17 protein-coding genes are annotated in these 13,518 nt (G+C 70.4%); 12 read left to right on the forward strand and 5 right to left on the reverse strand.

What is annotated here, in order from left to right:
• Positions 1-74: 74 nt before the first annotated feature.
• Positions 75-263, reverse strand: coding sequence for an antitoxin (locus ACFYO9_RS34635; RefSeq protein ID WP_355815198.1), 189 nt, complete (start codon positions 261-263; stop codon positions 75-77).
• Positions 264-453: 190 nt separating this feature from the next.
• Between ACFYO9_RS34635 and ACFYO9_RS34640 the strand changes: the two genes are divergently transcribed.
• Positions 454-1,422 (forward strand): YihY/virulence factor BrkB family protein, encoded by a 969-nt coding sequence (locus ACFYO9_RS34640; RefSeq protein WP_358779282.1) that lies wholly within the window; start codon positions 454-456, stop codon positions 1,420-1,422.
• A gap of 83 nt (positions 1,423-1,505) precedes the next feature.
• Positions 1,506-2,321, forward strand: a complete 816-nt coding sequence (locus ACFYO9_RS34645; RefSeq protein WP_358779283.1) for an SAM-dependent methyltransferase — start codon at positions 1,506-1,508, stop codon at positions 2,319-2,321.
• Between the two features lie 19 nt (positions 2,322-2,340).
• Here the strand turns inward: ACFYO9_RS34645 and ACFYO9_RS34650 are convergent, their stop codons facing one another.
• Both ACFYO9_RS34650 and ACFYO9_RS34655 read right to left on the reverse strand, forming a co-directional pair.
• Complete coding sequence (locus ACFYO9_RS34650) at positions 2,341-3,402, reverse strand: YihY/virulence factor BrkB family protein (protein WP_358779284.1); 1,062 nt, start codon at positions 3,400-3,402, stop codon at positions 2,341-2,343.
• A 99-nt stretch (positions 3,403-3,501) separates the two neighbouring features.
• Entirely contained in the window at positions 3,502-4,176 is a 675-nt protein-coding gene (locus ACFYO9_RS34655) for an HNH endonuclease family protein (protein WP_358779285.1), read from the reverse strand.
• A gap of 183 nt (positions 4,177-4,359) precedes the next feature.
• On the opposite strand from ACFYO9_RS34655, the gene ACFYO9_RS34660 reads away from it, so the two are divergent.
• The 5 genes from ACFYO9_RS34660 (at position 4,360) to ACFYO9_RS34680 (ending at position 8,064) form a co-directional block, all read left to right on the forward strand.
• Positions 4,360-5,220 carry an alpha/beta hydrolase gene (locus ACFYO9_RS34660; protein ID WP_358779302.1) on the forward strand — a complete coding sequence of 287 codons (861 nt, stop codon included), beginning with the start codon at positions 4,360-4,362 and terminating at the stop codon, positions 5,218-5,220.
• 53 nt (positions 5,221-5,273) lie between these two features.
• Complete coding sequence (locus tag ACFYO9_RS34665; RefSeq protein ID WP_358779286.1) at positions 5,274-5,576, forward strand: hypothetical protein; 303 nt, start codon at positions 5,274-5,276, stop codon at positions 5,574-5,576.
• A gap of 204 nt (positions 5,577-5,780) precedes the next feature.
• Positions 5,781-6,581, forward strand: a complete 801-nt coding sequence (locus ACFYO9_RS34670; RefSeq protein WP_358779287.1) for a hypothetical protein — start codon at positions 5,781-5,783, stop codon at positions 6,579-6,581.
• A gap of 66 nt (positions 6,582-6,647) precedes the next feature.
• The gene (locus ACFYO9_RS34675) at positions 6,648-6,968 is read left to right on the forward strand and encodes a hypothetical protein (protein WP_358707855.1); all 321 of its coding nucleotides are present in this window, start codon (positions 6,648-6,650) and stop codon (positions 6,966-6,968) included.
• Positions 6,969-7,191: 223 nt separating this feature from the next.
• Positions 7,192-8,064 carry a hypothetical protein gene (locus ACFYO9_RS34680; RefSeq protein WP_358779288.1) on the forward strand — a complete coding sequence of 291 codons (873 nt, stop codon included), beginning with the start codon at positions 7,192-7,194 and terminating at the stop codon, positions 8,062-8,064.
• A 151-nt stretch (positions 8,065-8,215) separates the two neighbouring features.
• Here ACFYO9_RS34680 and ACFYO9_RS34685 read toward each other — a convergent pair whose 3' ends face one another.
• Positions 8,216-8,893, reverse strand: coding sequence for a TetR/AcrR family transcriptional regulator (locus tag ACFYO9_RS34685; protein ID WP_358779289.1), 678 nt, complete (start codon positions 8,891-8,893; stop codon positions 8,216-8,218).
• Positions 8,894-9,010: 117 nt separating this feature from the next.
• Here ACFYO9_RS34685 and ACFYO9_RS34690 point away from each other — a divergent pair, with 117 nt between their 5' ends.
• Positions 9,011-9,682: a hypothetical protein gene (locus ACFYO9_RS34690; RefSeq protein WP_358779290.1), complete on the forward strand. Its 672-nt coding sequence runs from the start codon at positions 9,011-9,013 to the stop codon at positions 9,680-9,682.
• 183 nt (positions 9,683-9,865) lie between these two features.
• Here ACFYO9_RS34690 and ACFYO9_RS34695 read toward each other — a convergent pair whose 3' ends face one another.
• Positions 9,866-10,306, reverse strand: coding sequence for a hypothetical protein (locus ACFYO9_RS34695; RefSeq protein ID WP_358707847.1), 441 nt, complete (start codon positions 10,304-10,306; stop codon positions 9,866-9,868).
• A 291-nt stretch (positions 10,307-10,597) separates the two neighbouring features.
• Here ACFYO9_RS34695 and ACFYO9_RS34700 point away from each other — a divergent pair, with 291 nt between their 5' ends.
• The 4 genes from ACFYO9_RS34700 (at position 10,598) to ACFYO9_RS34715 (ending at position 13,315) form a co-directional block, all read left to right on the forward strand.
• Positions 10,598-11,293 carry a response regulator transcription factor gene (locus ACFYO9_RS34700; RefSeq protein WP_358779291.1) on the forward strand — a complete coding sequence of 232 codons (696 nt, stop codon included), beginning with the start codon at positions 10,598-10,600 and terminating at the stop codon, positions 11,291-11,293.
• On the forward strand, positions 11,286-12,371 hold the full coding sequence (locus ACFYO9_RS34705) for a HAMP domain-containing sensor histidine kinase (RefSeq protein ID WP_358779292.1): 1,086 nt from the start codon (positions 11,286-11,288) through the stop codon (positions 12,369-12,371). Before ACFYO9_RS34700 ends, ACFYO9_RS34705 begins: the two co-directional genes overlap by 8 nt.
• A 101-nt stretch (positions 12,372-12,472) precedes the next feature.
• Complete coding sequence (locus ACFYO9_RS34710; RefSeq protein WP_355815236.1) at positions 12,473-12,862, forward strand: hypothetical protein; 390 nt, start codon at positions 12,473-12,475, stop codon at positions 12,860-12,862.
• Between the two features lie 264 nt (positions 12,863-13,126).
• A complete protein-coding gene (locus ACFYO9_RS34715; RefSeq protein WP_358779293.1) occupies positions 13,127-13,315 on the forward strand; it encodes a hypothetical protein in 189 nt (62 codons plus the stop codon).
• Positions 13,316-13,518 lie beyond the last annotated feature (203 nt).

Below are 13,518 nucleotides of genomic sequence, written 5' to 3' on the forward strand. Positions count from 1 at the left end.
CCGCCGCCGCCCCGCACCGGAGTACTCCGGTGCGGGGCGGCGGCTTCCGGCTTGGCCCGCTAGGACTGGGCCCGCTAGGACTGCGGGGGCTGGCCCTGGTCCCGGCCGAACTGGTCCTTGAGTTTGTCCTGGGCGGTGTCGACCTGGCCGCTGTACTTGTCCTGCGTCTTCCCGTCGACGAAGTCGCCCGCCTTGTCGATACCCTTGCCGGCCTTGTCCTCGTGGCCCCCGAGCATCTGCTTGAGCTTGTCCATGACTGACATGGGTGCCTGCCTCTCTGCGTTGCCCCCCACACCAGGCTTGCAGCGCCCGGCCCGGTTCGCATCCGGTGGCCGGTCCGGCCCGCAAAAGACGAGGTCAGAGCCGTTCGCGTCGGTCAGGCGTGCGAAATGCGGGAGCGGGGCATGCGGAGAGGGACAGTCGTGCCCCTGCCTACCCGAGGAGCAGCCCCGCGTGGGAACCGCCGTCCGCGTCCCGCAGACCCGGGACATGATCGGAGAAGAACTCTCCGGTGACGAAGCCTTCACCGCACTGCGCCACTACGGGGGGCTGCGCCTGCTGGTCGATTCCTTCAGCCGGTTCCGCTACGCGGACGGATTCACCAACGCCCGCGCCCTCGCCTTCCAGATGGTGCTCGGCCTGGTGCCGTTCACCGTCGTTCTGGTGGGCCTTGCGACCAGCGTGCACACCGAGGGCGTGGGCCGGGTGGTGGAACTGACGCTGGCCCGCATCGTCCCGGGCGCCAGTTCCGAGGTCGTGGAGAAGGCGTTCGAGGGTACGCGGCGCACCGCCGACAGCGACCTGTGGAGCACGGTGGCGCTCTGGCTCGGCCTTGCCTTCGCGGTGCTGAACCTGGCCTCGGCCATGGGCCAGATCGAGCGGGGAGCGAACCGCATCTACGGCATCGAGCGCGACAGGCCCGCCCCGGCGAAGTACGGCCGGGCCCTGGTCCTGTCCGTCACGGCCGGGCTGCCGATGGTCCTCGGGTTCGTCGTGATGGTGGCCGGTACGGCCGTGGGGGACGCGGTCGCGCGCACCACCGGGGACCATCACGGCGGCATCGGCCGGTGGGGCGCGCTGGAGATACCCGCCGGTCTCCTGCTGGCCTGGATCGCGTCGGCCGTGATCCTGCGCAGGGCCCCGCGTCGCGTACAACCCGGCTACACCTGGCTCGCGTTCGGTTCGGCGGTCCATCTGGCGCTCTGGGTCGCGGCCACCTGGCTGCTGGCCCTCTACGTGGGCGAGAGCGGGGCGTTCGGTGCCATCTACGGGCCGCTCACGGCGTTCATCGCGCTGCTGCTGTGGGCGAATCTGACCGCCGTGGCGCTCTTCCTCGGCATCGCCTTCGCCGCCCAACTGGAAGCCGCCCGCGCCAAAATCAGCGATCCGGTCCACGCCGACCCGGAGGCGGAGTGCCGGTAGCCCGCGCGGCGGAGCCGATATGAAAAGCTGGCGGCCGCCGCTCGCGGACAAGGGGTCATAGGGGCGGCCGAGAGGAGCGACGCGTGCGACAGGACGGCTTTTCCGGTCCCTCCGGGCTTCCCGCCGGGGCGATAGATACCAGCAGGCCGCACCCCGCGCGGATCTACGACTACCTGCTCGGCGGCAAGGACCACTACGAGGTCGACCAGCGCGCCGCAGACGAACTCGCCGCCGTGGCCCCCGAGGTACGGATCGGCGTGCGAGCCAACCGGGCCTTCCTGCAGCGCGCCGTCCGCCACGTCGTCGGCAGCGGCGTGCGCCAGATCCTCGACATCGGCACCGGGCTGCCCACCTCGCCGAACGTCCACGAGACCGCGCAGAAGATCGACCCGGACGTGCGCGTCGCGTACGTCGACAACGACCCCATCGTGAAGACGCACGGCGACGCGCTGCTCGGCGGCTCCGGTGCGACCAGCATCGTCCTCGGCGACCTGCGCGACCCGGACGCCGTCCTGCGCCACCCGGACGTGCGCCGGGTCATCGACTTCGACGAGCCCGTCGCCGTGCTCCTCGTCGCCGTCCTGCACTTCCTCACCGACGCCGAGCAGCCCGGCCGGATCGTCGCCGCCCTGCGCGACGCGCTCCCGGCCGGCAGCTTCCTCGTCCTCTCGCACGCCACCGGCGACTTCGCCGACCGCAGCGACGCCCAGGCCGTCTACACCAAGGCCACCGCCACGCTGAACCTGCGCGCCCGAGCCGAGGTCGAGCGGTTCTTCGACGGCTTCGAGCTGGTCGAGCCCGGCCTGGCGCAGGTCCCGTTCTGGCGCCCCGACGGCACGCCGCCGGAGCGGTCCGGCGAGATCGGCTTCTACGGCGGCGTGGCCCGCAAGTCCGGCTGAAGGCCTCCGTCGGGCCCGTTCAGGGATCGAGGCGGGCCCGGTCCTCGTCGTCCCACGCCCGGGTGTCGCGCGGCTCCACGTACGGTTCCTGGTCGGGCGGGAGGCCGCCCGCGACCGCGCGCTGGCGGGCCATCTCGGCGTCGAACTCGAGGCCGAGCAGGATCGCCAGATTGGTGATCCACAGCCACACCAGGAAGACGATCACGCCGGCGAAGGTGCCGTACGTCTTGTTGTACGAGGCGAAGTTGGCCACGTACAAGGCGAAACCGGCCGAGGAGACCATCCAGATCAGCAGCGCCAGGAGACTCCCCGGCGTGATCCAGCGGAAGCCGCGGACCTTCGCGTTCGGCGTGGCCCAGTACAGCAGCGCGATCATGACCGTGACGAGGATCAGGAGCACCGGCCACTTCGCGATCGACCACACCGTGAGCGCCGTGTCGCCGAACCCCAGCAGGTCACCGGCCTCCTTGGCGAGGCCGCCGGTGAACACCACGATCAGCGCGCTGACGACCGCAAGGACCATCAGGATCACGGTCACCCCGAGCCTTATCGGAAGCACCTTCCACACCGGGCGGCCCTCCGGCATGTCGTAGACGGCGTTGGCGCTCCGGATGAACGCCGCTACGTAGCCGGACGCCGACCACACCGCGAGCAGCAGACCCACGACCGCCATGACCGAGCCGGTCCCGGCATTGCCCTGCAACTGCCGTACGGCGCTGCTGAGAATGTCCCGCACCGAGCCGGGCGCGAGGTCCTCGATGCCGTCCAGGACCTTCTGCGACGCCGACTGCCCGACGATCCCGAGCAGCGAGACGAGGGCAAGGAGCGCCGGGAACAGCGAGAGGATCCCGTAGTACGTCAACGCCCCGGCGCGGTCGGTGAGTTCGTCGTCCTGGAACTCTTTGACGGTGCCTTTGAGCACGGCCCCCCAGGAGCGTTTGGGCAGCTTCGAAGGGGAGTCCGGGGCTTGCCGCTCCACCTGTTCATCGGGCCCGACGGCCGCCCCCGCCCGCTCGTCGTCCGGGTGGGCCTCCGGTGCGTCGCCGCCGTGCTTTCCGTGCCGTTTCGGTGTCCAGACCATCTCCTACGAGTATCCGGAAGAGCGCGGTCCATCCCCGGAAATCCGCATCTTCCCCGGTGTGGGTCAACGCGGCCCCGGCGGACCGGTCTTGTCACCGTCTCAGCGCACGGCCTGGTACCTGACGACGGTGCGCTTGCACTGGCCGGAGCCGAAGACCGCGAGCGCGTCGAGCTCGGCGGGGTCCGCGGCCAGGTCCCAGCGGAGCTTGGTGGCCACCCACTCCGACACGTAGCGGCAGTGCGCGGAGGGCTGGGGAGGCAGCCAGTGCGACGGGTCCTTGGCGCCCCGGGCGCGGTGGGTACGGGAGGTGACGGCCACCAGGGAGGCCGGGGCGCCCAGGTCGTTGGCGTAGGCCTCACGGCGCGCCGCGCTCCACTCGGACGCGCCGGAGTCCCAGGCCTCGGCGAGCGGCACGAGGTGGGCCACGTCCAGCTTGCGCGTGCCCTCGACCTCCTGGGCGTCGAAGTACGAGAGCCACTCGCCGCCGGTGATCCGGCAGCGGCCGCGGACGGTGGGCGCCTCGCTGGCCTCGGCGATCAGCACCTCGGCGCCGGTGTCGCAGCCGTCGGCCTTCGCTCCGGCGTTCCAGTGCCTGAAGCGGGCGCGGGCGTAGCCGTCGCGGTTCTCGTCGGCGGCGGGGATGCGGTGCACGGCGTCGGCGAGGGTGGTGGTCTCGGTCGGCGCCCCGGGGGCGGCCGGTGCGGGCGGCGCGGCGAGGAGAGGGGTCAGAGTGAGGCTGAGCGCGGCGAGGCCGCGGGCGATGTTCTTGATCACCTCGCCAGATTTGCCCTCTGCGCGGGGGCGAACCGGTGGTTGGCCCGAGTGGCGGACGAGGTTCACCGCAGAAACGTCGCGGCGGACGGTGCGGGAGGGCCGGATGGGGGCAGGCGAACGCCCGTAGCGACCACGCACGGGCCGATGGTGCGACGACACGACGACGAGGGTGGGGTGCCGGCCTTGTTCGAAGGCTTCGAGACCGAGCGGATCGAGGTCGACGACGCGTCGATCTTCGTACGGCACGGCGGGGAGGGCCCGCCCGTGGTGCTGCTGCACGGGCACCCCCGCACCTCCGCGACCTGGCACCGCGTCGCGCCCCTCCTCGTGCGGCACGGCTTCACCGTGGTCTGCCCCGACCTGCGGGGGTACGGCCGCTCCACCGGCCCGGCACCCACCGCGGACCACACCGGGCACTCCAAGCGGGCCGTCGCCGGTGACGTCGTCGCCGTACTGCGCTCCCTCGGCCACAGCCGGTTCGCGCTCGCCGGGCACGACCGCGGCGGCGCGGTCGCCCTGCGGCTGGCGCTCGACCACCCGGACGTGGTCGCGCGGGTGGCGCTGCTCGACTGCCTGCCCATCTCCGAGCACCTGTCCCGGATCACGGCCACCTTCGCCACCCAGTGGTGGCACTGGTTCTTCTTCGCCCAGCCGGACATCCCCGAGCGCGTCATCAACGCCGACCCCGACCGCTGGTACCGCGGCGATCCGCGCGTCATGGGCCAGGAGAACCACGACGAGTGGCGCGCGGCCATGCGCGACCCCGACGTGGTGCGGGCGATGCTGGAGGACTACCGGGCGGGCCTCACGGTCGACCGGCGGCACGAGGAGGAGGACCGCGCCGCGGGGGTACGGATCCAGTGCCCGGCACTGGCGTTGTGGTCGCTCCGGGACGACCTGGAGGACCTGTACGGCGACCCGCTGGAGATCTGGCGGCGGTGGGCGCCGGACGTGCGGGGTCACGGCATCGATTCCGGACACCACGTGGCCGAACAGGCTCCGGAGGAACTGGTGTCCGCCCTGGGGGACTTCTTCGCGGCCTGACCCGCACCCGGGCGGCCTCCGGGTGACCCGGACGGGCGGCATAGGCTCACGGTATGGATCTTCGAAGCATCGACCCCCGGGACATCAGGTGGGAACAGGACCACGCCACCTACCGGGTCTACTTCTGGGACCGCTCGACCGGCCGGGCGCACGAGTACGAGGTCTCCGGCGCCGGTGGCGGACATGGTGACGGCGGGGGCGGGGAGGGTGGCGTCGACGTCGGCGAACTCCTGGCGTGCACCGAGGCGCACGCGGCCGAGCGCGGCTGGCTCTACACCCTGTACGCCGTGACGACCGACGACGGCCGGCGAGGCCTGATCCGCCTCGCCGGAGTGCTGGGCGACCCGTTCGCCTGACGGCTGCCGGGGCAGATCGGCGGGGAGGCGGGCGACGCGGACGGGCGGATGACCTCCTTCTGGCGGAAGAGGGTTCGCTCGTTGGAAGGCGGGTGATCGTTTCAGCGGCCGGGGCAGGGACCCGTCACGACATGATCACGACGCCCTGTCCGCGTCCGGAGCAGGGAAAAACCGCCCCCACCCTGTCCCGGAGGTGGCCACCCCGTGGTCCTCGTCATCGTCGTCGCCCTCATCGCCTTGCTCGCCGGCCTCGCGGCCAACCGATGGCTGCGGCCGAGACTGCTCAGTGAGGACGACGACACGGGCATGGCCGTCAAGGACCTCGTCGGGCCGCTGCTCACCCTGACCGTCCTGCTCCTCGCCTTCGTCCTGGTGACCGCCAACGGCTCGTACGGCAAGGCGGAGGTGGCCTCGCGCGGGGAGGCCCGCGCCCTGGACCAGCTCGTGGAGACCGCCGAGTACGCCCCCGCGGAGCAGCGCGCCCAGATCCAGGCCGACGCGGTCTGCTACGCCCGCGCCGTGCGGGCCCACGAATGGCCGGCCATGTCCGACGGCCACGGCTCCACGGTGCCCAGTGTGTGGTCCACCGACGTCCGGCAGAAGTTCCGCGCCCTGGAGGGCAAACCGGTCTTCGGCATGCTGATCGCCGCCGACAACAAGCGGTCCGACGAGCGCGAGGAACGCCTCACTCAAGCCAGTGCGAGCATTCCGGGGACCATCTTCTGGTTCCTGCTCGCCACGCTGTTCATCACGGTGCTCGCGCTCGGCATCTGTCTGCCGCGGAAGGGCAATCGGGGCCAGATGATCATGCTCACGGTGATCACGGCGCTCCTGACGACCATGTTGATCATCATCAGGGACGTGGACCGCCCCTTCGGCGGCATCATCAACGTGTCGTCGACGGCGATCACCGACGTGGAGAAGCAGGCCACGCGCGACTTCGCCGCCCACCACGCGGGCACCCGGCTGCCCTGCGACGGTGCGGGCATCCGCAGCGCCGCCTGACAGGCGGGCCGTGTCCTGCCGGGCCTCCGCACGACGCGCGCCACGCCGGCAGGCAGAATCGCGCGTGTGGAAGGACACCGCGCACCACCGCCGAAGACTCCTGACGGGCACTTCGTCGTCATCAAGGGGAGGAAGTGGCGGGCGACGGATCCGCTGATCCCGGAGGACGTCGCCGCCCGGCTGCGACGGCACCTCATGGCGGCCCGTCGCGCGGTGCGCTCCGCGACCACCGCGGCTGACGCGCAGGCCGAGCGGGCGGCGCGGGCACGCGTGAACCGGGCGAAGATCGCGCTCGGCGAACGGGGCACGCCTTGGTGGGAGCAGTCGGAGGCCGAACGCCGCCGCCGCTGGGAGGAGGGCCTCGCGGGCCTCGACGAGGAGGGCTGACGGGGCGGGTGGTCGGCGTCCGTCGGTCTGCGGTTTGGACGTAGACCGTGGAGCGTCGGCTCCTGCCCCCGGGTGACCGTGCAGGGAGCCTCTGCGTCGGTGGCGCGGTACTCGGCCAGTATCGAGAAATGACCGAGGCGAATGCGAATGCGAACCCGGATGCGCCCCGTGGGACGGCTGACGACAGGACTGACCCTATGAAGGGGACTCTATGAAGGGGTACGTGCCCGTTCCGCCCGTCCCCGACGAGGCCCGTGCGGACTTCTTCGCGCTGGCCGGTACGCAGGACGGCAGTGGCCGTGCCCGGGCGGCTCTGTCCTCGCTGCTGGAGCGGCCCGACATCGATGACGTCCTGGCGGGGGCGTTGGTCTCGCACCCTTTGCGATCCGCTGCCCTGACGGTGGTGCGGGACAAGGTCCGGCGCTCGGTCGACGCGGATGCCGCCTGGCCGCGGGAGGCGGCGCACTGGCTGGGTCTGGCCGGAGCCGACTGGTCCACCAGCGCCGCGTTCTGCGCTCCGCTCGCCTGGTATGCGCGTGCCCGCCGCAACAGCGCCGTACGTCATCTCGCCGATCCGCCGCGATCGTCAGGGCGCGGCGGTCCGGGGCGCAGCCACGACACGGTCTTACGTCATCTGCATCTCGTGGGCCTGCGGTACGACTTCCGTTGCCGGACGATGCTGGACTCACTCCACCGAATGTCGGCCGGTGACGCGCACTCGGACCCGTACACCCGTTCCCTGAAGGCCTTCGCGCTCCTCGCACGGTCCGACCCGAGTGGTCTGGCCGCCGCGGAACGCAGCCTGGCCGAGGCGGGTGACAACCTGCAGGTCTGCCACGCGCTGCTGCACGGCCTGTGGCTCGGCCACGACCTGCCGGAGCAGGCGCGGCACATCCTGGACCTGGCCGCCCGGCCCGCCTTCCCTCCGGACGACCCGATCATGCTCTTCCGCACGGCCACGGCCCTGCGGAAGCTGGGACGCCGTCGGGAAGCCCTGGCGGCGATCGACGACGCGGTGGAAGGCCTGGACCCGTGCCAGCCGGAGGTCCACGCGGACCTGGTGCGGGAACGGACCCTGATCACCGCGTGGGACTGATGTGGAACGAGGAAACCGCGGAGGTCGTGGCATCCCCCGTCGAGCAAGGCGGCGAAGACCTTCCAACTCGCCCGTGGCCAGGCCCAGTCGGGGCATCGCGATGACGCGCGACGTCAGCTTTGGCTTCTCTTTTGGCTTCCCTTGGAACGGCTCAGGCGCGGGTGGTGCCCCGGCGGTCGGGGGTGAGGAGGTAGGCGACGGCCATGTCGCTGAGTTCGTCCGCGTAGCGGCGCAGGTCTGTTTCGCCGGTCGCCGGATCGGGGCGTACGGAGTTGTGGAAGCAGGCGCCGAGGAGGGCGCGGGCCGCGGTGTCCAGCGCCCTCTGCGGCTCGGAGCGGCGGATCTGGTCCGCGTAGGGCGCCGCCGCTTCGAGCAGGAGCCGGTGCACCTCGACGATGGTGCGTGCGCCCCGGTCCGAGGGCTTGGCCCCCCGCGCACGCAGCAGTTCGGGGAAGAGGTTGCTGCTGTCGGCGAAGGATTGCAGCAGGGCGTGGGCGTAGGCGGCCATGACGCCGGACAGTGACGGCTCGGCCGTGCGGAGCTGCTCGGCCACGTACTCCTCACGGCGGTCCAGCATCCGCTCGGTGAGGGCGTTGACCAGCTGTTCCTTGTCCTCGAAGCGGCGGTAGATCGTGCCGACCGAGACGCCGGCGCGTTCCGCGACGCCGGTGATCGTCATCTCCTCCAGGCCGGCCGATGAGGCGATCTCCTCGGCCGCGCGAAGTACGCGGGCCAGGGTCGCGGCGCTGCGCGCCTGCCGGGGCTCCTTGTACGGCGCCGGGCGGTCGTGCTGGTCGGTCATGACCCGCATCGTATCGGCGGTGGTCATGGCAGGAACGGTTGACAAGGGGAGGTCCTCCCTGCGTAACCTCGTGATGCGAATGTGAATTCACATTCGCATCATATCGGAGGTACGACCATGACCGATCGGCAGACTCTCCCCGCTGTGACCGTGACGCTCGAGTCCGGGCCCACCGGCGTCGGCAGCATCGACGACTACGAGCTGTTCTACGCCCGCCGCGCCCTGGACCGCTTCAGGGTGCGCCTGGGTCGCCAGGGCCTGCTCGACCTGCTGGCCGCGGACATCGAGGAGGGTAACGCCTTCCTGCGGGAGTGCGCCCGCGCGTCCGACGGCCAGTTCAACGCGGGTACGACGGTGCTCCAGGCGCGCGGCCTCACGTCCGGTGAGTTCCTTGCGTGGATGGACGCGGCCTTCGCGGGCGACGACTCCGGCCCGCTCTTGGCTGCGCACCCCGAGCACTACGTGATGGGCACCGAGGAGATCGGGGCGCGCGTGGTGGAGAACATCGTCCCCCACGTCTGTTCCTTCTACATGGGCGGCTGGGGTACGGCCGAGATGGCCTGGGCCGACGACGCGGCCGAACTCCTCCCGGAGGCGGAGTTTCCACGCAAGATGTCCTCGAACCTCTTCCTGGAGGACGGCACCGTCGTCGGGCGGGCGCTGATCCAGTTCGGCGACACGGCCGACGGGTTCACCGCGAACCTGACGGTGTACTTCCCCACGGCCTGTCCGCAGGAGGTCCTGGAGCACCACATGCGGCACTACGCCGTCGAGTTCAGGAACTGGATCGTCGCGGCGGCGGAGGCCCGCGCCTGACGGGTACGGGCCTCCGCCGGCTGAGGTCGTCGGCCGGAGTGCCGGGCGACTCCGACCCCGAAAGAGACGGAGTCGCAGCCGCCCGGCATGTCGGAGCCTGGTCAATCCCTGAGCGGGACCGGATGCGGGCTCATGACGTCTTTGCGGCTGGAAGGTCTACTTCACCTGTGCCTGAGAGGACGGTCAGGCGTACTTGTAGGACACGTGCGCGACGCTGGAGGTCGGCCACGAGAGGTCGCCCTCGCTCCAGTCCGGTCCGGACGCCGTTCCGTCGCCCGAGGCGCGGAACGTCCAGTTCTTCTTGCCCTTCAGGCTGATGGTCTTGCTGGTGCACGTTTTGGCGAGCTTGCAGCCGTCCAGCGACTTCGTGAAGGTCTTGCCGTTCTCGCCGGACAGAGCCACGCTCGCACGGACGACGGCCTGCCGCTTGCTGCACGTCAGCTTCGAGTAGGCGAACATCTTCCCGCCGTCGCGCCACATGACCACACTGTTCTTGCAGCCCTTGTACGACTTCCCGCTGTCCGACTTGAGGTGGCTGACCGCCGCCTGCGACTCCGTGACCGGCAGCAACACCAGAAGACCGGTCACCGCCCCGGCGGCCATCCCCTTGAACACGCGCTTCATCTCGTACTCCCCGTATGTGTGCGAACAAGACGTCGGCCGGTCGTTCGCCGACGCCTCGGCAACCTTAGGTGCATGCGCCACCTAACAACAGGGAATTGAGAGAGATTTGATCTTCCCAGGGGAGCGCCGGCTCGGGCGTCGGCCCGCCCGGAGGCGGCGTGTTCGGCGACGTTCGGCAGCGCTTCCTGAACGACCCGATTGACCCGGGCGGCGCTCCAGGACGGATTGTTGCCCGCGCGTATGCACATCTCGATACGTCGACGATATGTGCCCACTCGTATCCTCCAGGACATGCGTGTCTTGATTGTCGAGGACGAGCCCTATATGGCAGAAGCCATCCGCGATGGCCTGCGCCTGGAAGCGATCGCGGCCGACATCGCCGGTGACGGCGACACCGCTCTGGAACTGCTGAACATCAACACCTACGACATCGCCGTCCTCGACCGCGACATTCCCGGCCCCTCCGGCGACGAGATCGCCAAACGCATTGTCGCCTCCGGCAGCGGCATGCCCGTCCTGATGCTCACCGCCGCCGACCGTCTCGACGACAAGGCATCCGGGTTCGAACTCGGCGCCGACGACTATCTGACGAAACCCTTCGAACTCCTGGAGCTCGTGCTCAGACTCAGGGCCCTCGATCGCAGGCGCGCCCACAACCGGCCTCCGGTGCGGGAGATCGCGGGCCTGCGCCTCGATCCGTTCCGCCGCGAGGTCTACCGCGACGACCGCTACATCGCGCTCACCCGCAAACAGTTCGCGGTCCTCGAAGTCCTCGTGGCCGCGGAAGGCGGTGTCGTCAGCGCCGAAGAGCTCTTGGAGCGCGCGTGGGACGAGAACGCGGACCCGTTCACCAACGCCGTACGCATCACGGTCTCCGCCCTGCGCAAACGCCTCGGCGAACCCTGGCTCATCGCCACCGTGCCAGGCGTCGGCTACCGCATCGACACAGCACCCGTCATCGGGCGTGGGGGCGGCGACCGTGGATAGGCGGCCCGGCCTGAGCATCCGCCTCAAATTCACCCTCAGCTACGCCGGACTCCTCCTGCTCGCGGGGGCCTTGCTGCTCGTTGTCGTGGGAGCGTTCCTTCTGCGATCGGGGTATTTGCGAACCAACGAATCGGGGGCGGTGCGAGCAAATCCGGTCATTCAATTCGGGCGCGATTTCGCCCCGACGGCAGCCGCGGCAGTGGTGTTCCTCCTGGTGTTCGGCCTCCTGGGAGGCTGGATCCTCGCCGGACGCATGCTCGCCCCCCTGGACCGCATCACCCACGCCACCCGCACGGCCACGGCCGGATCGCTGTCCCACCGGATCCGGCTGCCGGGCCGCAAGGACGAGTTCCGCGAACTCGCCGACGCCTTCGACATGATGCTCGCCCAACTCGAAGCCCACCTCGCGGAACAGCAGAGATTCGCCGCCAACGCCTCGCATGAGCTGCGTACCCCACTGGCGATCTCGAAGACACTCATCGACGTCGCGCGCGCCGATCCGGACCACGACACCGGCGAACTCGTCGACCGCCTGCACACCATCAACACCCGGGCCATCGACCTCACCGAGGCACTGCTCCTGCTCAGTCGCGCCAACCAGCGGTCCTTCACCCGAGAAGACGTCGACCTGTCACTCGTCGCGGAGGAAGCAGCCGAAACGCTCCACCTGCTCGCGGAAAAGCACGGTGTCACCCTCGAGACCAGCGGCGACATCGCCCTCACGAGCGGTTCGCCCGCGCTCCTGCTGCAGCTCACCACGAACCTCGTCCACAACGCGATCGTCCACAACCTGCCGCGACAGGGCGCCATTTGGCTCCACACCGGCGTCCGCCCCAAGACCGTGGTGCTCACGGTGGAGAACACCGGCGAGCGGCTCACCCCCCAACGGGTCGCGACCCTCACCGAACCCTTCCAGCGCGGCACCGAACGTATCCACAACGACCAGGCAGGCGTCGGCCTGGGCCTGGCCATCGTCAAGACCATCACCGAGGCGCACGACGGAACCCTCACGCTCACCCCACGTCCCGCCGGCGGGCTCCGCATCACCGTGGAACTGCCCGCGGCACCGGGAGGGTGAGCCAGGGCGCGGCTGCCTGCGGCGGACCGAATTTCTGCCAACGCTGCGCCTCGTTGGGGTGGTTGGCACCGTCGGACGTCCCCCAGCTCTAGGCTGGCCATATGGCGACCAACGACTTGCGAGACGACGAGCTGTGGCCGATCCCGCCGCCCTGGCTGATGGCCTGCGACGAGTGCACGCGCCTGTATCAGCGCATGATCGCGGTGCGGGAGGCGGTCGCGGAGGCTGAGCTCGCGTCGGCGCCGGGGGTGGACTACGACCCGTTCGACTCCGGGCTCTCCGCGCAGCTGGCCCTCGCGCAGCACATGGCGAGCGAGCACGTGGAACTCCTGCCGGATTTCGAGGCGGCGTGCCCGCAGTGCAGGACGTGCCGGGAGGATCTGGAGCGCCCGGCCATGTCGGACCGAACTGCCGGCTGGGCGATCATCAAGGCAGCCGAACACCGGGCGCGGCACCTGATCGTGCCGCCGGTGATGACCGAACGGCTCTGATCCGGCAGCATCGGTCGTACGAGTCGAAGGGGGTCGACTTAGGCCCACCCGGTGGGACACCGAGCGGGCCTCGCCGGTCATGGGCGGTGCAGCGTCAGTCGGCGTGCTCCTGCTGCCCGCGTCCAGGTGCTGTGCCGGCGGTGCGCGTCCGTGGCCAAGCGCCGCAGGGACGACGCGCGGCCCGGCCCCGCGCGGGCTTCCTGGAGGAGTGGGCGGTGCGCCTCTATGAACAGCAGGTCGGTGCCGACGGGCAGGAGCGCGCGCATGTTCCAGCCGAGTCAGGACACCCTCGCGGACGTGGGCGAACGCACCTTGCGGATCCTGCTCGCGGGGATCGACGCGGAAGTTGTGGTCACGTACGTCGACGAGCGGTTCCCCGCACTCGCGCACCGGGACCGCGGCGACCCGCGGATCGGACATCAACACCAGAGGGTTCATGGCTTTTCCCTGTGACGGCTTGTACTGCGTCGGCGGGGTGGTGGACGCAGGTGCCAGGTCGGTTTCGCGCACGATACGCGCGACGGTGTCCGGCAGCGTGCTGTCGGCCGGGCCCGCGGTGCGCTGACCGCCGGGCAGCAGACCAAGTTCGCGGTGCCCGGAGACGAGGTGGCTGTGACCTTCGGTTTCGCTCACCGGATGCCTGAGCGTAGGGCGCG

Source organism: Streptomyces sp. NPDC005863 (genome assembly GCF_042871345.1).
Taxonomy (GTDB): Bacteria; Actinomycetota; Actinomycetes; order Streptomycetales; family Streptomycetaceae; genus Streptomyces.

What these genes read in the sequence shown, in the direction of transcription:
- ACFYO9_RS34635 (WP_355815198.1), bottom strand. Translation starts at nt 263, where the DNA reads ATGTCAGTCATGGACAAGCTCAAGCAGATGCTCGGGGGCCACGAGGAC.
- ACFYO9_RS34650 (WP_358779284.1), bottom strand. Translation starts at nt 3,402, where the DNA reads ATGGTCTGGACACCGAAACGGCACGGAAAGCACGGCGGCGACGCACCG.
- ACFYO9_RS34665 (WP_358779286.1), top strand. Translation starts at nt 5,274, where the DNA reads ATGGATCTTCGAAGCATCGACCCCCGGGACATCAGGTGGGAACAGGAC.
- ACFYO9_RS34685 (WP_358779289.1), bottom strand. Translation starts at nt 8,893, where the DNA reads ATGACCACCGCCGATACGATGCGGGTCATGACCGACCAGCACGACCGC.
- ACFYO9_RS34695 (WP_358707847.1), bottom strand. Translation starts at nt 10,306, where the DNA reads ATGAAGCGCGTGTTCAAGGGGATGGCCGCCGGGGCGGTGACCGGTCTT.
- ACFYO9_RS34700 (WP_358779291.1), top strand. Translation starts at nt 10,598, where the DNA reads ATGCGTGTCTTGATTGTCGAGGACGAGCCCTATATGGCAGAAGCCATC.
- ACFYO9_RS34710 (WP_355815236.1), top strand. Translation starts at nt 12,473, where the DNA reads ATGGCGACCAACGACTTGCGAGACGACGAGCTGTGGCCGATCCCGCCG.
- ACFYO9_RS34715 (WP_358779293.1), top strand. Translation starts at nt 13,127, where the DNA reads ATGTTCCAGCCGAGTCAGGACACCCTCGCGGACGTGGGCGAACGCACC.